This is a genomic window from Paraburkholderia sp. CNPSo 3076 (genome assembly GCF_026343935.1).
GTDB classification, from domain to species: Bacteria; Pseudomonadota; Gammaproteobacteria; order Burkholderiales; family Burkholderiaceae; genus Paraburkholderia; species Paraburkholderia nodosa.
Window position 1 is genome coordinate 221206 of sequence record NZ_JAPMAL010000010.1, and the last position, 19193, is coordinate 240398.

A 19193-nucleotide genomic window follows, 5' to 3' on the forward strand; every position below is an offset into this window, starting at 1 on the left:
CCGTTTGCGCCGCCATGCCCCGACTCTCGTTTCTGGTCCGCTTCATTGCCATCGGCGTGCTGCTGCATGCTTATGTCGGCTTTCGCCTGATTCCCGACCTGCCCGTGGCCGCCGCCGGCAAATGGCTCGCCGTGCTGTGGCTCGTGCTCTCGGTGCTGTTCATTCCGCCTGGCATGCTTGCGCGGCGCTTCAAGCGCCAGCCGCTCGGCGACCGCCTCGCCTGGATCGGCATGCTCGCCATGGGCTTCTTCTCGTCGCTGCTCATGCTGACGATCGCGCGCGACATCGTGCTCGCCTCGGCCATGACAGTGGAGGCGCTCTGGCCCAAGGCCATCGATCTCGCCGGCTGGCGCACCGTGAGCGCCGCCGCGGTGATCGTGCTTGCGTTCCTCTCCTCCGGGTTCGGCTTCTTCAACGCGCGGCGGCGTGCGCGCGTGCGCAACGTCGAGGTGCCGATTCGCGGCCTGCCCGCCGCGCTCGACGGCTTCACCATCGTGCAACTGAGCGACATCCACGTCGGGCCGACGATCAAGCACGGCTACGTCGATGCCATCGTGCGCGCCGTGAACCAGCTCGACGCCGACGTGGTCGCCATCACGGGCGACGTGGTGGACGGCAGCGTGGCGCATCTCGCCGACCACACGGCGCCGCTCGGCAAGCTCAACGCGCATCACGGCGTGTATCTCGTGACCGGCAACCATGAGTACTATTCGGGCGCAGACGCCTGGATTGCCGAGTTCCGCCGCATCGGCCTCACGGTGCTGATGAACCAGCATGTGGTGATCGAGCATGGCGGCGCGCGGCTCGTGCTGGCCGGCGTGACCGACTACACGGGCGGCCAGTTCGATCCCGCGCACCGCAGCGATCCGGCCGAAGCGCTGCGCGGCGCGCCCGCCGACGTCAACACGCGCGTGCTGCTCGCGCACCAGCCGCGCACGGCCCACGCCGCCGTCGACGCGGGCTTCACGCTGCAACTCTCCGGCCACACGCACGGCGGCCAGATTTTCCCGTGGAATTTTCTCGTGCGGCTGCAGCAGCCGTTCACGGCGGGCCTCGAAAAGCTCGGCAGCCTGTGGGTCTATACGAGCCGCGGCACGGGCTACTGGGGGCCGCCCAAGCGCCTTGGCGCGCCTTCGGAAATCACGCGCGTGCGGCTCGTGGGCGCACAGTGAACCACTGGGCGCGCGCTGCGCCCGATGGCCCGCTCGGCCTTGCCGGTATCATCGGACGATGCCGCCGTTCGTCCGCCTGGCAGCTTTAACCGGAATTCATCGCACATGGAAGGCAACAAGCACCTTCACCAGACATCGTTCTATTTGCTGCTGTTCACGGTGTCCATCGCGCTTTGCTTCATCCTCGCGCCGTTCTTCAGCACGGTGCTCTGGGGCGCCATACTCGCATTGATCTTCCAGCCCGTGCAGCGCCGGCTCGTCGCGCGGCTCGGGCGGCGGCGCAATGTCGCCGCGCTCATTACGCTCACCATCTGCCTCGTCATCGTGATCTTTCCGCTCACACTAGTGACGGCCACGCTCGTGCAGCAGGTCGCCTCGGCGTATCAGCAGGTGCGCAGCGGCAGCCTCGACTTCGGCGCGTACTTCACGCAGATCGTCCATGCCATGCCCGAGTCGATTCAGAACCTGCTCGCGGGCTACAACCTCATGGATCTGCCGGGGCTGCAGCAGCGCCTTTCTGCGGGCGCCGCGCAGATCAGCCAGTTCGTGGCCACGCGTGCACTCTCCGTCGGGCAGAACACGCTGCAATTTCTGGTGAGCTTCGGCGTGATGCTCTATCTGTTCTTCTTCCTCGTGCGCGACGGCCGCGAAATTTCGCGGCTCGTGCGCGACGCCATTCCGCTCGACGAGCAGCACAAACTGCATCTCATGCGCAAGTTCACGACGGTGATCCGCGCGACGGTGAAGGGCAATGTGGCGGTGGCGGTCGTGCAGGGCGGGCTGGGCGGTATCGCGCTCTGGGTGCTCGGCATTCAGGGCGCGCTGCTGTGGGGCTTCGTGATGATGCTGCTCTCGCTGTTGCCCGCCGTGGGCGCGGCGCTAGTGTGGGGGCCCATTGCGATCTACTTCCTCTCCACTGGCGCGGTGGCGAAGGGGGTCGGGCTGATCATCTTCGGCTCCGTCGTGATCGGCACCGTGGACAACGTGCTGCGCCCCCTGCTCGTGGGCAAGGACACGCGCCTGCCCGACTGGGTCGTGCTGATCTCGACGCTCGGCGGCATTTCGCTCATGGGCATCAACGGCTTCGTGATCGGGCCGCTCGTCGCCGCGCTTTTCATCAGTTGCTGGGACTTGCTGCGCAAGGACCAGCACTACATCGAAAACGAAAGCACGCCCGTGGAAGACGAGCCCGTGTAAGCGCAGCTTCCGGGCCGCATTAGTTCAGCGCTAGGGCGAAACGTGCAGCGGCACGCCGGCGCGGCCCTGGCGTGCAATACCGGTAACGGGCGCTTCGGGTGCTTCGGCGCCGTCCACGGCCACCGAAAACCCGAACGTGTTGACGCCGTCTGCGCTGCGCACGAACACCGTGCCGCCGTGCATTTCCGCCACGGCCTTGACGATCGACAGCCCGAGCCCGTGATTTTCGTGGCTGTTCGAGCGCGCCTCCTGAATGCGGTAGAAGCGGTCGAAAATATGCTCGCGCGTCACCGGATCGAGCGGCTCGCCGGGATTCGAAACGGCGATCTCGACGTGACCGTTCTGCGGCGCGACCGTGGCGCGCAGCGTCGTGCCGGACTGCGAATGCTGGATCGCGTTGACGAACAGGTTGCTCACGGCGCGCCCGATCAGCGACGTATTCACCCATGCACGCGCGTCGCCTTGCACTTCCACGCGCAGTTGCGCCTCTTCCAGCGGCATTTCCAGAAAATCGAGCATGCGTTCGATCTCCGAGCGCAACGACACTTCCGTGAGGTCCGTCGCGCGTTCGCCGCGATCGCTGCGCGAGAGGAACAGCATGTCGTTCACGATCACACGCAATCGTTCGAATTCCTCAAGATTCGATTGCAGCGTCTGTTGCAGCTGCTCGACCGAACGGTCGCGCGTGAGCGCCACCTGGGTCTGGCCAATCAGGATGCTCACCGGTGTGCGCAACTCGTGCGCCACGTCGGCGTTGAACGACTCGAGGCGCTCGTAAGCCTTGTCGAGACGCTCCAGCGCGCCATTGAACGACGTGGCGAGTTCGTGCAGTTCCTCGGGCAGCTCGTCCGCATGCAGCCGCTGGCGCCGGTTCGAGGGGCTCAACTGCGAGGCTTCGCGCGAGAGGCGCGTGAGCGGCGCAAGTCCGAAGCGCGTCACCGCGCGGCTCAGCAGTGCGACCGCGATGGTGGACAGCGCGATCAGCACGCCGAGCGCAATGCCAAAGCGCCGCAGCATGCCTTCGGTGCGCACACAGTCGCTGCCGACCACGAGTTTCACCTGGGGCCGGTCACCGCTCGCGGGCACGATAAAGGTCGTCGTGATGATGTCGTAGCTGCAACCCGGCGGGCGCACGAGCACATGATTCGGGCCCACGTCACCGGTGATCTTGCCGACGATGGGCGTACCGAAGCGAAAGCGCGGATCCGGGCCTTCGACGTAGTAATGCATGCGGCTATCCGCGGGCGAGAGGTCGCGCAGCTTTTCCTGCACGAAGGCCCACTTCTGCACGTCCGGTGCGTGCGAAATGATCAGGCTCGCAATGCGCGCGCGCGTGTCGAGCGTTTCGCGCAGCTCGTTGAAGAGCTGACGCTGCATCAGGAAGAAGAGGCCCGCGCCCGTGAGCGTGAACACGATGAGCGACACCGCTGCGAACATCGCCGAAAGCCGCAGCGAGATCGAGCGTTTCATGACGTCTGGCCTCCTTCCTCGCGCATTTCGAGCACGTAGCCCATGCCGCGTATGGTGTGCAGCAGTTTCGCCGCGTGCGGGCCGTCGAGCTTGGCGCGCAGCCGCTTGATCGCCGTTTCCACCACGTTCGCGTTGCTTTCGAAATTCACGTCCCAGACCAGCTCGGTGATGAGCGTCTTGGAGAGAATCTCGCCGCGCCGCCGCGCGAGCACCGAAAGCAACTGGAATTCCTTCGCCGTGAGATCGAGGCGTACGCCGTCGCGCGTCGCGCGGCGGCTGATGAGGTCCACCTGCAGATCGCCCACCGAAATCAGCGTGGACTCCTGCGTGCGCGCGCGCCGCGTGAGCGCGCGCAGCCGCTCGACGAGTTCGAGGAACGAGAACGGCTTCGTGAGATAGTCGTCGGCGCCGTCGCGCAGGCCGTGCACACGGTCGTCCACACGGTCGCGCGCCGTCAGCATGATGACCGGCGTGTCCTTCTTCGTGCGCACGGCGCGCAGCACGCCGAAGCCGTCGAGCTTCGGCAGCATGACGTCGAGCACGATCACGTCGAAGTCGTACTCCGTGGCCATCCACGCGCCTTCCTCGCCGTCCATGGCAACGTCCACGACCCAGCCCTGCTCCGTGAGTCCGCTGCGCAAATAGTCCACGACCTTGCGCTCGTCTTCGATTACCAATACTTTCATGCCCGCCCTCCTCTTTGCGCGCTGCCCTGGCGTTGCCGGCCGACGCGGCGCGTGACCGCCGTTGCGCGCTTTTATATACCCTGGTGCCGGGCCCGCTCAAGCCCTCTTGTATGCCCCGCTTTCAGTCCTTGCATGCGACTCAGCTTCTGCCCTCTGCCTTCGGCACTGCGCGGCACGTGCCCGCGCTGCAGGCCATCTCGCGGTCGTCGGCGCTCCAGCCGCCGCCCAGCGCCTTCGCGAGAAAGACCACCGTGGCGACCTGCTGGCCGTGAATCTGCACTTCCTGGCGCTCGCTGGCAAGCAACTGCTGCTCCGCGTTTAGCACGTCGATGAACGCGACGAGCCCGCCCTGATAGCGGTCGTTGGCGAGATCGAAGGACTTGCGTGCGTCGTCCACGGCCGCCTGGCCATCGGTCGAGGCGCGTTCCAGCACCGAAAGGCCCGTTACCGCATTTTGCACCTCCTGGAACGCGGTGAGCACGGTCTGACGATAAGACGCCTGGGCTGACTCGTAGCCGGCCTGCGCGAAATCCACGCCCGCCGCACGCTTGCCGCCGTCGAACAGCACCTCGCTGGCCGTCGCGCCCACCGACCACATGAGGCTCGGCACGGAAAAAAGACCGCCAAAACGCGTCGATTCCCAGCCGAAAGTGGGCGAAAGCGTGATGTCCGGAAAGTACGCGGAGCGCGCCACGCCGATCTGCGCATTGGCCGCAGCCATCGCGCGCTCGGCCGAGGCCACGTCGGGCCGCCGCTGCAACAGCTCGCTCGGCAGCCCGGTGGGAAGCGCGGGCATCGGCAGCGGCGTGAGCTTCTGCGCAATCGTGAATTCGGGCGCGGGCTTGCCGACTAGCACGGCAATGGCGTTCTGCTCCTGCTGCCGCTGGTTTTCGAGCAGATGCACCTGGGTTTGCGTCGCCGCCAGCTGGGCTTTTTGCTGCAGCAGTTCCAGACCGGAAACCGCGCCGAGATCGTGCTGCGCGGTCACGAAATCGAGGGCCTTTTGCTGCAGTTGCGCCGAGCGGTTCACCACGTCGATCTCGTTGTCGAGTTCGCGCATGGCGAAATAGTCGGTGGCGAGTTCGGCGGTGAGCACGAGGCGCGCGTTGGCGAGATCGTCGCCGGCCTGTTGCGTCGACGCCTGCGCCGACTCCACCATGCGCCGGATGCGCCCGAACAGGTCCAGCTCGTAGCTCACGGTCGCGCCGACGCTCACCTGGTTCTGCACGGTCGACGTGTTGGGCGTCGCGTAGTTCGTGAGCGGCCGGTTCGCGGAAATGCGCTCGCGCGCGAGGCCGGCGTCGAGCCCGACCTGCGGGCTTTGCTGCGACGACACCGAAGCGAGCGTCGCGCGAGCCTGCGCGTAGTGCGCGGCGGCCACGCGCAGCGTCTGGTTCTCAGCGAGCGCCGCGGTTTCCAGACTGTCGAGCTCGGCGTTGTCGAATGCGTTCCACCATTGCGGATCGAGCGGTGCATGCGAAGGCTGTGCCGCGTGCCAGTATGAATCGGCGGAATCGACACGCCAGGCCGCGGGGCTTTGCGTTTGCGGCGCGTGATAGTCGGGGCCCACGGTGCAAGCTGCGAGACCGAGCGCGCCGAGCGCCGTGACGTAAGCGAGCGGCCGTTGCCGCGTGTTTTGCCGCATCGTCACGTCGCGCTCCGCCTGGCGGCCTCGCGCGCCGATTCGGTCTTGTTCGGCGCGACCACGACGACGCTGTCGCCGTCTGCGATCGAGTCGCTCGGGTTGAGCACGACGCGATCGGTCGGCGCCAGCCCGCCGCTGATTTCGAGCGTCTGCCCCAGGTCCTGCGCGATTTCCACCGCCTTGAGCTTGATCTTGCCATCCGCATCGACGACTGCAAGACGCGGGCCTTCCGAGCGGAACAGCAGCGTGTTGCCCGGCACCGTGAGCAAGCCCTTCGCGTCGGTCTGCAAGGCGGCCTGCACGTAGGCACCGGGCAGCAGCTTGCCGTCGTGATTGGGCAGCGAGATTTCGGCCTCCAGCGTGCGCGTGGCCACGTTGATGGCCTGCGCCGTGCGCGTGACGGTGCCGTCGAAGGTGACGCCCGGCAGCTCCTGCTCGGTCACGCTCACGTGCTGGCCGACCGCTACCTGCTGCGCGTAGGTCTGCGGCACGTCGAGGTAGAGGCGCAGCGGGTCGGACTGCGCGATCGAAAAGAGCGCATGACCCGCCCCGCCGTTGCCCGCGTTCACGAGGTCGCCGATATCGACGTTGCGCTGCGTGATGATGCCCGTGATCGGCGCGACGATGCGCTGGAACGACTTCATCTCCGTGAGGCGGCGCACGTTCGCGTCGGCGGCGGCGAGATTCGCCAGGTCCGTGTTGAAGGCGCCCTGGCGGTCGTCGAGTTCCTGCTGCGAGACCGCATCGCGCTGGCGCAATTGCTGTGCGCGATCGAACGAGGTCTTCGCGAGCGCGAGCGTCGAGGCGGCCTGATCGCGCTGCGCCTGCGCCTGGGCGAGTTCCTGATCGATCTCGGGCGTATCGATCTCGGCTAGCAACTGCCCTTGTTGCACATGCGCGCCGATATCGGCGTACCAGCGCCGCACGTAGCCGTTCGCGCGCGAGTAGATCGGCGCTTCGACAAAGCCGCGCAGCGTGCCCGGCAGCACGATGCGGCCGTCCGTGCCCGCGGCCACCGGTTGCACGACGCTCACGTACTGCTTCGCGTTCTGTTTCGTGACGTCGGCGAGATGGTGGGCGTTCATGAGGTTCGACACGATCGTGCGCGTGGCGCCCGCAGCCAGCAGCAGCGCGACCACGATCAGCACAAAGCGTGCACGCTTGCCCGCCTGGCCGCGCGCCGGCAGGTCCATGCCCTGCTCGCCGCCCACGGCGATGTCGAGAGATGAATGGTGGTGAGGTTCGTTCATGTCTTCGGCCATAGTGACTTAACGGGTATCGCCTCGCGCACCGCGGCGCTGCGCCGCGCGCTCGCGTTTCGCGGCGGCGCGGTGGGCGAGCCGGGTATGCACGGTCGCAAACATCAGGGGTACGAACAAAAGCGTAGAGACCGTAGCGAACAGCAGGCCGCCGATCACCGCGCGCCCGAGGGGCGCATTCTGCTCCGCGCCTTCGCCGAGGCCGAGCGCCATCGGCACCATGCCGATCATCATGGCGAACGCCGTCATCAGCACGGGGCGTATGCGGGTGGCGCCCGCTTCGAGCGCGGCGGCAAGCGGCGACGCGCCGGCAGCAAGACGCTGCCGCGCGAACGAGACCACGAGAATACTGTTCGCGGTCGCGACGCCCACGGTCATGATCGCGCCGGTGAGCGCTGGCACGCTCAGGTGCGTGCCGGTGATGAACAGCATCCACGCAATGCCCGCGAGCGCAGCGGGCAGCGCGCTGATGATGATGAGCGGATCGGCCCACGACTGGAAGTTCACGACGATAAGCAGATATACGAGCACTACCGCCATCGCAATGCCGACGCCCAGACCCACGTACGACGAACGCATCGTGCCGATCTGCCCGCGCATGGTGATGGTCGTGCCGCGCGGCGCGTGCGCCTGCACATGCCGGATGATGTCGTTGATGTTCACGCCCACGGAACCCAGATCGCTGCCCTCTACGCTCACGAGCAGGTCGATCACGGGACGGATGTTGTAGTGCGTGACGATGGCCGCCCCCCCGTGCGGCTTGAGCTGCACGAGGTTGCTCACGAGTTGCAGCGGCGCATTGGGATTCGTCGCGCGCGCGGAAACGGGCGTGCCCATCACTTCGTTCATGGAGGTTTCGCGATACTGCGGCGTTTGCACCGTGAGCGGGTATTCCACGCCGTTTTGCGGGCTCACCCAAAACGCGGGCGAAGTCTGCGTGCTGCCCGAGAGCGCGATCAGCACGTCCTGCGCTACGTTTTGCGGACTCAGGTTCAACTGCTGCATGCGCGTGCGATCCATGGCGAGCGTGAGCGCGGGCTCGTCGTTGCGCTGCTCGATGTGCGCATCGACGGCGCCCGGCAGTTGCCGTACCTGCTTGAGCAGCGTGCTCGCAAGCGCCATGTCCTGGTTCAGATTCGCACCCACCACCTGCACGTCGATCGCCGCGGGCTGACCGAAGTTGAGAATCTGCGTGATGATGTCGGCGGGCTGGAAGAAGAACTCGACGCCCGGAAAACGTTGCGGCAGCAAGGTCCGCAGCTTGTCGATATAAATGCGCGAGGGATCGTGATCGGGCTTCAGTGCGATCTGGATTTCGCCGTCGAGCGTGCCCATCGTCCCCGCGTTGCTGTACGAGAGGTTGATGCCGCTATAGGGAAGCCCGAGGTTGTCGACGATCGTTTCGAGTTGATCGGGCGGCACGACTTCGCGAACCACCTGCTCGACCTGGTCGGCCAGGCGCGCGGTTTCCTCGATGCGAAAACCCGTTGGCGCACGCATGTGCAAACGAATATTGCCTGCATCGACCGAAGGAAAGAAGTCGCGTCCAAGGAAGAATACGAGGACGAGCGACAGCAGGCAAAACGCGAGGAAGGTGCCTCCGAAAAGCTTGCGGCGCGAGAGCAGCAAGCTCAATAGCGCGATGTAATTGGCGCGCACGCGCTCGAACGCATGATTGAAGCGCCAGTGTATGCGCGCGAACAGCGAGCCTCGAGCGCGCTGCGCATGCGCGGTGGGATCGTGACCCTCGAAGAGCAGCATGGCGAGCGTCGGCACCAGCGTCCGCGACAGGATGTACGACGCGATCATCGCGAACACCACGGCTTCCGCGAGCGGCACGAACAGGAAACGCGCCACGCCGGTGAGGAAGAACATCGGCACGAACACGATACAGATGCACAGCGTCGAGACGAGTGCGGGCACCGCGATTTCGCCCGCGCCTTCGAGAATGCCGTCGTGCAGCTTCGCGCCCAGATGCAGATGCCGTTCGATGTTTTCGATCGTGACCGTGGCGTCGTCGACCAGTATGCCGACCGCGAGCGCGAGGCCGCCGAGCGTCATGATGTTGATGGTCTCGCCAAGCGCATAGAGCGCGATGATCGAGGAGAGAATCGACAGCGGGATCGACACCGCGATGATGAGCGTGCTGCGCCAGTTGCCGAGAAAGAGCAGGATCATCGCCGCCGTGAGCACGGCCGCGATAAGCGCTTCGCGCACCACGCCCTGTACGGCGGCGGAAACGAATACGGACTGGTCGAACAGCGGCTTGACGACGAGGTCGGCCGGCAGCGTGTCGCGCGCCTTCGGCAGCAGGTCTTTGAGCGCGCCCACCACCTGCAGCGTCGATGCGTCGCCGGTCTTGAGGATCGACATCAGCACGCCGCGCTGGCCGTCCTGGCGCACGACGTTGGTCTGCGGCGTGAAGCCGTCGCGCACGTGCGCCACGTCGCCGAGATAGGTGGTCGCGCCGTTCACCGTCTGCACGGGAATGCGGTTCAACCCGGCCAGCGTATCGGGCGATGCATTGGTGTCCACACGATATTCGGTCTGCCCGAGCTTGGCCGTGCCCGTCGGCAAAATCAGGTTCTGCGCGTTGACGGCATTGACGATATCGGCGGGCGAGAGGCCCTTCGAAATGAGCGCGCGCGTGTCGAGGTCCACGGAAATCACGCGCGTCTTGCCGCCATACGGGTAAGGCACCTGCGCGCCGGGAATCGTAATGAGCTGCGGGCGCAGGAAGTTCATCGCGACGTCGGCGAGCGCCTGCTCGCTCATCGACTTGCTGGAAAGGCCGAGCTGGATCACCGGGATGCTCGAGGCCGAATAGCTGATGACGAGCGGGGACGTCGCGCCGGGCGGCATCTGCTTCACCTGCGCCTGCTCCGATGCAACGGCCTGCGCGATTGCGGTTTGCAGGCTTGCACCCGGCTGCAGGAACAGCTTGATGATGGCGATGCCGGGCAGCGACTGCGACTCGATGTGCTCGATATTGCTCACCGTGGTCGTGAGGCTGCGCTCGTTGACCGAGGTGATGCGATCGGCCATGTCCTTCGCGGAAAAGCCGTTGTACGACCAGATGATGCTGATGACCGGGATATTGATGTTCGGCAGCACGTCGGTGGCCATCGACATGAGCACGAACGGCGTGGCCAGCACGATCAGGATGGCCATCACGATGAACGTGTACGGTCGCTTCAGCGCGAGATTGACAATCCACATGTCAGTGTTTCGGACAACTCAGGCGAGGGTTGAGACGGGACGCATTCATCCAGCGGGTGCCGCATCATAGGCAATGGCGGTGGCAGGTCGCTGTCGCCAATATGGCGAAACTGACAGGCAACGCGCGAGACGCGCGAAAGCGCACGGGAACGCAGATAGATCGGCGCTGTAGGGTCGCGAAGCGCCGGAAATCCGCAGCCGCGAAACGCGCCGTAACGAACACGCGCTTCGCGAAGACTTCTTTAACTGCTTCAGTTCACAAGACGCAGGCGCTCCAGATCGCGCGTGTTGTGACTGCGGCCGCGGCCGCTGCGCGCACGCGTCCCTCGCGGGCCCGCGTGTGCATCCGCTTCGCGAAGCGGCTCGTCGCAGGTGGCGAGCGCAGCTTCCTGCTCGGCAAGGACGAGCGGCACCTTCTCGCGCAGAAACTCGACGAAGGTGCGGATCTTCGCGTCCAGATACCGGCGCGAAGCGTACAGCGCGTAGATGTTGAGCTTTTGCAGGGTGTGCGTGGGCAGCACGCGCACCAGCGTGCCGTCGGCGAGACCGGGCAGCGCCACCGGCACCGGCAGCGGGCCGATGCCCATGCCTTCGCGTATGGCGAGCGCAAGCGCTTCGGGATTGTTCACCTGGAACGGCGTCACGCCCGTATGCCGGAAGGTCTCGCCAAGCGGTCCCTCGGAAACCCATTGGCCGGCGGGCAGGCTCGCATCGGTCAGGTGCAGACAGGTATGCGCCTCGAGGTCGTCGAACGATTGCGGCTCGCCGCGCGTGCGCAAATACGCAGGCGAGGCGCAGAGAATGGCGGCGGTGCTGCCCAGATGCTGGGAGATCAGCGCGGAGTCCTCGAGTTCGGCGGCCACCACGACCGCCACATCGAAGCCCTCCTCGATGATGTCGGGCATCTGCTGCGCGATGGTGAGATCGACCGAGACCTCCGGCAAATGCTGCTGATAACGCGCGATGAGCGGCATCACATAGTGCTGCCCGAAACTCGTGCCGCCGTACACGCGCAGCTTGCCCGCTGGATTCGCGTGCGCAGCGGCGGCTTCGGCCTCGGCCTGCTCGATGTCGGCAAGAATGCGCTTGCAGCTCTGGAAGTAGCGCTCGCCCGCTTCGGTCAGCGACATGCGCCGCGTGGTCCGGTTCAGAAGCCGCGTGCGCAGCCGCGACTCCAGGTCGGTGACCGCGCGCGAGACCTGCGCGGTCGTCATCGTTTCGCTCGCCGCAGCGCGCGTGAAACTGCCGGACTCCACCACTCGCACGAAGACCCGCATATTGCGCAGCGTATCCATCAGAAACTCCCGTTCATTCGGCCTGCCTTCCCATCTCCATACGAATAAAACTAGTTTCGCTCACGAGCCGTGGCCTGATCCTGACTCGAACATGACAGCGCGGACAGCTTGGCGCAAAGCCCCGTCCCGCGTATGATCCACGAGCCCCCGGGGCGTACTCCAATGCACCCCGCCACGCCTTGCGCGAGAGCCGCATGGCGTGCGGCCGCCCTGCGCTTTCATGACAAAACGATGACTCTCGAATTCGCCCTGCGCCTTCTCGCGGCGTTCGCCTGCGGCGTCGCCATCGGCCTCGAACGCCAGATTCGCCAGCGCACAGCCGGTCTGCGCACGATCACGCTCGTGGCAAGCGGCGCATGCTTGTTCGTCACGCTCGGTGTGCTGACCGGCAACGGCTCGACCGGCGTGACGCAAATCGCGGCCTATGTCGTCTCAGGCGTGGGCTTTCTCGGCGGCGGCGTCATCATGCGCGAGAAGGGCTCGATTCAGGGCATCAATACCGCGGCGACGCTTTGGTGTTCGGCGGCCGTGGGCGTGCTGTGCGGAGCGGGCCATTACGGCCCGGCGGTGGCCGGCACCGCTGTCGTACTGCTTACGAATACCGTGCTGCGCGAGGTGAGCCGCATCATCAACGCGTCGCCCATTTCGAATGCGGATCTCGTGCGCGCTTACGTGCTTACGGTGGTTTGCCGCGAAGAGGACGAAGTCCATATCCGCACGTTGCTTTCAAATTCTTTGTACTCCACACCGCTTTCATTCCAGAGCCTTACGAGCGAGGACCTGGCCGGCGATCCGCCGCGCCTGCGCGTGACGGCAACGATGCGCCTGCATCCGAAGTACCAGTCGAAGCTGGAACTCATGGCGAGCCGCCTGAGCATGGAGAAAGGCGTCTCCAGCGTAAGCTGGACCGCCGCGGAACCCGAAATCGCGCCCGAGTGAGGTTTACGCATGGCGTCCGCCGGCATTCCTTACGAATACATTTCCGATTCGTTGCGTTTTTTAAAACTATCGGCGGCAGTTTTTAAGAACTGTCAATTCTGGCCGCGTTTCATGGACGCGTATTCGCCCTTGGACTAAGCTGCACTCACCGTGATTCTTTCACGCCAACAAGGGGAGTCTATTCATATGCAACACGGCATCATTGCCTGGCTCATCATCGGCGCTATTGCAGGCTGGCTCGCTGGCGTTCTCGTCAAAGGCGGCGGCTTCGGATTGTTCGTCGATATCATCGTCGGCATTGTCGGCGCGTTCATCGGCGGTTGGCTTGCCGGGGTGCTCGGCATTCATATCGGCGCTGGCATCATCAGCTCGATCATTACCGCCATTGTCGGCGCGGTCATTCTGCTCTTCATCATCCGCCTCGTGCGACGAGCGTAGCGAATTCGCGCTTTCAATGAAGAACGGGAGCACCGTTGCCGGTGCTCCCGTTTTGTTTCGTGTGCTTCTGAATGGCGAGCGCCCAGGGCCTTATGCGTTTGCGACGAGTCCGCCCATCGCTTCGGGCAGCATCGAACCCGTTTGATTGAAGCGCAGATGCATTTCATACGCGCGCGCGAGATCGTGCGGCGTCTGGCCGCCGATCTTGAGTGCGTCGCGATAGTAGTCGCGCAGCAGGTCGCGATAGAGCGGATGCGCGCAACGCTCGATCACGAGGTTCGCACGTTCGCGCGGCGCGAGTCCGCGCAGATCGGCCAGACCCTGCTCGGTGACGATCACGTCGACGTCGTGCTCGTTGTGATCGACGTGCGGCACCATCGGCACGATGCTGGAAATGCGGCCGTCCTTCGCAATCGCCTTGGTCGCGAAGATCGCGCACGACGCGTTGCGCGCGAAATCGCCCGAGCCGCCAATGCCATTCATCATGTGCGTGCCGCCCACGTGCGTGGAATTGACGTTGCCGTAAATGTCGCATTCGAGCGCGGTGTTCAGCGCAATCAAGCCGAGGCGGCGAATCACTTCGGGATGGTTGCTCACTTCCTGCGGACGCAGCACGAGCCTGTCGCGATAGCGGTCGAGTTCGGCAAGCACCTGGGCCTGGCGCTGCGCGGAGAGCGTCATCGAGGCGCCCGAGGCGAATACCATCTTGCCGGAATCGATCAGATCGAACGTCGAGTCCTGCAATACTTCGGAGTACATCGTAAGTGCTTCGAACGGTGAATCCACGAAGCCCGAAAGCACGGCGTTTGCGATCGTGCCGATGCCGGCCTGCAGCGGCGGCAGTTGCGCGCTCATGCGGCCGTGCTTCACTTCGTGCTGCAGGAATTCGATGAGGTGGCCGGCAATGCGCGCGGTTTCTTCGTCGGCGGGCAGCACGGTCGACGGGCTGTCCGCCTCGTTCGTGATGACGATGGCGGCGATCTTCTCGGGCGGAATCTCGATGGCAGCCGTACCCACGCGATCCTGCGGGCGTACGATCGGCAGCGGATCGCGATGCGGGCGGCGGCCAGGAATCCACACGTCGTGCAGGCCTTCGAGCGCGAGCGGCTGTGCGAGATTGATCTCGACGATCACCTTCTCTGCGAGAATCGCAAAGCTCGCCGAGTTGCCGACCGACGTGGTGGGCACGATCGCTCCGGTTTCCGTGATTGCGGCGGCTTCGATGATCGCGAGATCGAGTTTGCCGAGCAGGTTTGCGCGCAACATCTCCACGGTTTCCGAAAGATGCTGGTCGACGAACATCACTTCGCCGCGGTTGATCGCCTTGCGCAGCGTCGCGTCCACCTGGAACGGCAGACGGCGCTCGAGCACACCCGCTTCGGTCAGCATGCGATCGACGTCGTGGCCGAGCGAGGCGCCCGTCATCAGCGTAATGCGCAGCGGCTCTTTCTCTTCGCGCGCACGGCGCGCCAGTTCGAGCGGCACGGCCTTCGTGTCGCCCGCGCGCGTAAAGCCGCTCGCGCCAACGCGCATGCCGTTGCGCACGAGTTGGGCCGCCTCGGCAGCCGAAGTGATTTTCCCGCGCAAGGCGGCACAACGAATACGGTCTTCGTACATCAAAGTCTCCACAAACTCTCTGATCGCCCGGTGCCTATTTTCAGGTCTTGCATCGGCGGTCGTGCACTGCGAGTTTCACAAAACACTGTTGCAGTGGTTTGTGCAGCCACAATGCGCAAAGCCGCGGCGCCCAGATGAAGGCGTCGCGGCACAGGATTTCAGCGTGCGCCTGCACATGGCTGGCGTGCTCTCGATCTCAGCTACCGAAATAGATATTGCAGAAGCTGACCGGGCCGACGCATTCATCGTTCTTTGCCGGCTTTACGATTTCGCGGTGGGCGGGCGCTTGCGCTACCTGCGGGGCAGCGGACTGCGCGACCTGCTGGGGGACGCTCGCTGCCGGTGCTTCGTTCTGTGCATAAGCAGCGGCGGCGGCAAACAGCGAACAGGCAACAACAGCGATCTTCAGGGACTTCATTTTACTCTCCAGTGCTAACGGGTACTGCGAAGCAGTGATGTGACTATATGACTCAGGGTCGAATTGATTAAGCGGGCGGGGTGGAAGGCATATTTCCAGACTGCAGCAAGATCGCGCAGGCCTGCTTTTTCATTGTGTTTTCAACGAACTGTGCGGCGTGCGCGGCGCGTGAGCGGTCCGAGCGGCGCGTCGCGGTCGAGCAGCGCGCTGCGGATGAAGTGCAGATGACTCAGCAGCCGTTGCACCTCGTGCCGCCTTTCCCGCTCGTGATGCACGGTGGCGAGCGCCTCCTGGGCGATCCAGGTCGAGGCGCGCACGGCGCTGAGCGCGCGGTCGAGCGCGATCCCGTCCGGGCTCTCGAAAAGATGCGCGATGTCCTCCTGTACGCGCGCGAGAGCCATAGGCCAGCGCGCGTCATGAAGGTCGAGCCAGGCTGCAGCGTGCGCCTCGTTGCGCAGATCGACCACGGCGTGCCCGACTTCGAGCGTCACGAGCATCCACCGCAGCGCGCGCCGGTGCGCCTGGCGGCGCCCGTTCAGCAAGAGCCTCAACTGGTGCATCAGATCGTGCGTACCGGACTGGAAGCGCTGCCCAAGGCCATCCCGTTGCCCGTGGCAAGCCAGCACGACCTGGCCGCGCAACGACACGCACATGCGCTCGACGAGCCAGTTCATGTGCGGCGGAAACACCACCGCGAAAGCGAGCGAAGCGACCAGCATCGCGGCAACGACGGCGATGCCGTTGTTGACCAGCAGATCCGGGGTGTAGACGATCACGTTGTCCGGACCAGCCAGCAGGCAGAAGAACACTGAGAAGCCGACGCCATAGCCCGCTATCCGCGAGCGCGTGGCGAGAAAAGCGCCGATGGCGAGCACCGGAACGAGTGTCGCGCAGAGCAGCGGAAAGCCATCGACATTGGGATAGACGTAGCAGGTGAAGAGATAGCCCGTCACGGCGGCAAAGCCCGCGCCGACCGCCATCTGCACGGCCATGCGCGACGCGTTCGGCGACGACGAGGTGAGCGCGCACGTGAGCGCGGCCGCGATCATCGCAAGGCCGCCGCTCGGCCAGTCGGTCTCGACCCAGAACCAGCCCATCGCCGCCACCACTACGGCCGTGCGCACGAAGGTGAACGCCACCACGTACCAGCTCGTGCGGGGCACGTAGCGCGCGGCGCGCGGCTCCTGCGCGGGACGCGTCTCCATGAGCGATGCCCACGTTCGGCTGTAGCGCACGACCTCGGTCGTAAAGCGATAGATGAGTTCGGCCGAGGTGTCGAAGTCGGGCAGCGCGTCGGGCAACGCGTGTTCGAGCGGCCGCCGCGTCTCGCGCACATGATGCGGCAGCGTGCGCTGGAAGGCTTCGAGCCCGTCGGCGAGTCGCCGCGCATAGGCGCGATCGCTTTCGTTGCGGCTCGGCCGTTGTGCGAGCAGCGCCGCTAGCTCGCCGAAGTATGGCGCGAGCGGTGCGATCGCGGCGTCGCTCCAATGTAGTCTTTTGAGCAACTGGCGCAACGCGTGCAACCGCGCGCAGGCATCCATGAATTCGGAATTCAGGCGCGAAAGGAGGCCGCTGCGCGAGCGCATCGTCGGATCTTCGAAAGATGAGAAAGCACGCGTGGCCTCGAAGCCGACGACATCGTCGACGAGATTCGCAAATCGCCCTTCGAATGCGCCCCTTTCGAGCCGCCCAGCCAACACCGCCGCAGCGAACGCAGTAAAATTAAGATAGCGTGAGTGCAGGGTGCGACCGAGTAGCGAGCCCGATTGCCGGGGCACGATCACCGCGCTGACCATGCCCGAGCAGAGTATGCCAACGGCCACTTCGGCGCCGCGGCCAAGCGCGGCGAGAAAGAGACCGTTGGGCTGCATCACGAGCGGAATGCCGATCAGCGCTGCCGTATAGCCGGCGAGCACGAAACCGTACCAGCGAAAATGGCGATTCCTCATGGCGGCGGCCGTACATGCGGCCACCCATCCCGTCATCCCGAGTATGTAGAGTTCGGGCTGCTGGACGAATACCGCGCCCAGCACCACCGCCGCGACCATTCCCACCGCAGTGCCGACGATCCGATAAAAGCTCTTGGCGAACACCATGCCCGAGAGCGGCTGCATCAGGACGAACACCGTCGTCATCGCGATGCGCGGCTGCGGCAGGTCCAGCAGCATGGAGATGCCCATGGCAAGCAAGCCGGCCGCGACCGTTTTCAGCAGATGAATCCAGATCGCGCCGTCGCTGGCCTGCCAGTCACGCAGCGCCCGTCTGGCGGCGCGCCATATGATCTCCGCGCGCCGACGCGAGTCGAACGCTCGATGTATCGCAGGCTGGCGGCTCATGACAAACGCTCGGGGTGTTTCGAAGACAGGGGCCGATTGTAGGAGCGTCATTGCGCCGCATTAATGGGACGTGCGGGGAACCTCCGTTCCAGATCACTCAACAATGGCGCGCCCCGACAGGCGGACAATATCGTTTCTGTACCGAACAAGAAGGTCAAGAAGGTCTGATGGATACGTTACAAAACATGCGGGTGTTCGTTCGCGTTGTGGAAGCGGGCAGCTTCACCGCCGCGGCTCAGTCACTGGATTCGACCACCGGCGCGATGTCGCGCGCGGTATCCGAACTCGAAGCGCATTTGCGCACCCGTCTGCTCAACCGCTCGACACGCCGGCTTGCGCTCACGCCCGCTGGCGAACGCTATCTCAAGCGCTGCTCGCAGATTCTCGCGGACGTCGGTAGCGCGGAAGAAGAAGCGAGCTGCGCGCATGAGCGCCCGGCCGGGGCGCTGCGCATGCACAGCTTTGCGAGTATTGGTCAGCAGTACGTGCTTCCGGCGATCTCGCGCTATCGCGCGCAGCATCCCGAAGTCACCGTCGAGCTGACGCTCTCGCAACGCATGCCGGATCTCTTCGAGGGCAGCAGCGACGTCTCGGTGGTCACGGCGTCATCGCTGCCGAATTCCGATCTCGTTTCGCACCAGCTGGGTTCGACGTACAGCATTCTGTGCGCATCGCCTGGGTATGTGCATACGCACGGTGCGCCGCGCACACCCGCCGATCTCTCACATCACGACTGTCTGATTCTCAAATCGCCGGCGTTCCCGGCGCATGAGTGGATACTTGAGGGGCCCGAGGGCAGCGTCGAGATGCAAGTGGACGGACCGGTGCAGGTGAATATCGCAGAATCGCTCGCAGTGGCGATACGCGAGGGGATGGGGATCGGGATGTTGCCGGTCTACTCGGCAATAGAAGGATTGCGTAACGGTACGCTCGTGCGCGTACTGCCGCAGCACAAGCTGCAAAAAACGAACGTGTACGCGCTTTATCCGTCGCGCAAGTTCGTCGACGCAAAAACCAAGACATGGGTGGAATTCTTGCGCGCGCATCTTCCGCAAGTCATCGAGCGCGACCTGGCGCTGCTTGAAGAATTGACTCAGGAGCAGCTTGCGGACGTCGCAGAAGAGGTTGCTCTGGCGAAGGACGCCTCGGGCGCAACAGCTGTGCAGAAGGCGACGCAATAAGCCTGCGCTTGCGCAAGCGGGTTAATGCAAAAAGCCGTCCATTGGACGGCTTTCTTGTTTTCCGCATCCGAAGCCCAAACGCCAGAACCCCGGTGCTCTTTGGGAGACACCGGGGTTCTGGACGTTACAGCATAAGGAGCCTGACGATTACCTACTTTCACACGGGCAATCCGCACTATCATCGGCGTGGAGCTGTTTCACGGTCCTGTTCGGGATGGGAAGGGGTGGGACCAGCTCGCTATGGTCATCAGGCATGACGGGTTGCTGCGTCGCAGGGTTCTGCGCCACAGCCAATCGGGAAGAAGCGTAAAGAGGTGTTGC

General features: G+C 64.6%; 14 protein-coding genes and 1 rRNA gene. 5 read left to right on the plus strand and 10 right to left on the minus strand.

Annotation, left to right across the window (positions count from 1 at the left end; genetic code table 11):
- Nucleotides 1-14 precede the first annotated feature (14 nt).
- Nucleotides 15-1172, plus strand: a complete 1158-nt coding sequence (locus M3A49_RS14110; RefSeq protein ID WP_254357044.1) for a metallophosphoesterase — start codon at nucleotides 15-17, stop codon at nucleotides 1170-1172.
- Between the two features lie 105 nt (nucleotides 1173-1277).
- Nucleotides 1278-2369 carry an AI-2E family transporter gene (locus M3A49_RS14115; RefSeq protein ID WP_254357043.1) on the plus strand — a complete coding sequence of 364 codons (1092 nt, stop codon included), beginning with the start codon at nucleotides 1278-1280 and terminating at the stop codon, nucleotides 2367-2369.
- A gap of 30 nt (nucleotides 2370-2399) precedes the next feature.
- Here the strand turns inward: M3A49_RS14115 and M3A49_RS14120 are convergent, their stop codons facing one another.
- The 6 genes from M3A49_RS14120 to M3A49_RS14145 all read right to left on the minus strand — a co-directional run bounded on the left by M3A49_RS14120 (nucleotide 2400) and on the right by M3A49_RS14145 (nucleotide 11943).
- Nucleotides 2400-3839 (minus strand): heavy metal sensor histidine kinase, encoded by a 1440-nt coding sequence (locus M3A49_RS14120; RefSeq protein ID WP_266229184.1) that lies wholly within the window; start codon nucleotides 3837-3839, stop codon nucleotides 2400-2402.
- Complete coding sequence (locus M3A49_RS14125) at nucleotides 3836-4525, minus strand: heavy metal response regulator transcription factor (RefSeq protein WP_028205637.1); 690 nt, start codon at nucleotides 4523-4525, stop codon at nucleotides 3836-3838. Before M3A49_RS14125 ends, M3A49_RS14120 begins: the two co-directional genes overlap by 4 nt.
- A gap of 139 nt (nucleotides 4526-4664) precedes the next feature.
- Complete coding sequence (locus M3A49_RS14130) at nucleotides 4665-6170, minus strand: efflux transporter outer membrane subunit (RefSeq protein ID WP_266229197.1); 1506 nt, start codon at nucleotides 6168-6170, stop codon at nucleotides 4665-4667.
- Between the two features lie 2 nt (nucleotides 6171-6172).
- Nucleotides 6173-7420 carry an efflux RND transporter periplasmic adaptor subunit gene (locus M3A49_RS14135; protein WP_266229185.1) on the minus strand — a complete coding sequence of 416 codons (1248 nt, stop codon included), beginning with the start codon at nucleotides 7418-7420 and terminating at the stop codon, nucleotides 6173-6175.
- A gap of 18 nt (nucleotides 7421-7438) precedes the next feature.
- Nucleotides 7439-10648 (minus strand): efflux RND transporter permease subunit, encoded by a 3210-nt coding sequence (locus M3A49_RS14140; protein WP_266229186.1) that lies wholly within the window; start codon nucleotides 10646-10648, stop codon nucleotides 7439-7441.
- 251 nt (nucleotides 10649-10899) lie between these two features.
- Nucleotides 10900-11943: a LysR family transcriptional regulator gene (locus M3A49_RS14145; RefSeq protein WP_266229187.1), complete on the minus strand. Its 1044-nt coding sequence runs from the start codon at nucleotides 11941-11943 to the stop codon at nucleotides 10900-10902.
- A 231-nt stretch (nucleotides 11944-12174) separates the two neighbouring features.
- Between M3A49_RS14145 and M3A49_RS14150 the strand changes: the two genes are divergently transcribed.
- Nucleotides 12175-12882, plus strand: a complete 708-nt coding sequence (locus M3A49_RS14150) for an MgtC/SapB family protein (RefSeq protein ID WP_028205640.1) — start codon at nucleotides 12175-12177, stop codon at nucleotides 12880-12882.
- Between the two features lie 186 nt (nucleotides 12883-13068).
- Nucleotides 13069-13320 (plus strand): GlsB/YeaQ/YmgE family stress response membrane protein, encoded by a 252-nt coding sequence (locus M3A49_RS14155; RefSeq protein WP_042265070.1) that lies wholly within the window; start codon nucleotides 13069-13071, stop codon nucleotides 13318-13320.
- Between the two features lie 90 nt (nucleotides 13321-13410).
- Here M3A49_RS14155 and M3A49_RS14160 read toward each other — a convergent pair whose 3' ends face one another.
- From M3A49_RS14160 to M3A49_RS14170, 3 genes are all read right to left on the minus strand, one after another.
- A complete protein-coding gene (locus tag M3A49_RS14160; RefSeq protein WP_266229188.1) occupies nucleotides 13411-14937 on the minus strand; it encodes an acetyl-CoA hydrolase/transferase family protein in 1527 nt (508 codons plus the stop codon).
- Nucleotides 14938-15133: 196 nt separating this feature from the next.
- Nucleotides 15134-15355, minus strand: coding sequence for a hypothetical protein (locus M3A49_RS14165; RefSeq protein ID WP_266229189.1), 222 nt, complete (start codon nucleotides 15353-15355; stop codon nucleotides 15134-15136).
- Between the two features lie 140 nt (nucleotides 15356-15495).
- Nucleotides 15496-17691: an FUSC family protein gene (locus M3A49_RS14170; RefSeq protein ID WP_266229190.1), complete on the minus strand. Its 2196-nt coding sequence runs from the start codon at nucleotides 17689-17691 to the stop codon at nucleotides 15496-15498.
- A 167-nt stretch (nucleotides 17692-17858) separates the two neighbouring features.
- Here M3A49_RS14170 and M3A49_RS14175 point away from each other — a divergent pair, with 167 nt between their 5' ends.
- On the plus strand, nucleotides 17859-18872 hold the full coding sequence (locus M3A49_RS14175; protein ID WP_266229191.1) for a LysR family transcriptional regulator: 1014 nt from the start codon (nucleotides 17859-17861) through the stop codon (nucleotides 18870-18872).
- Nucleotides 18873-19010: 138 nt separating this feature from the next.
- Here M3A49_RS14175 and rrf read toward each other — a convergent pair.
- Nucleotides 19011-19124: ribosomal RNA gene (gene rrf, locus M3A49_RS14180) — 5S ribosomal RNA — on the minus strand.
- Nucleotides 19125-19193 lie beyond the last annotated feature (69 nt).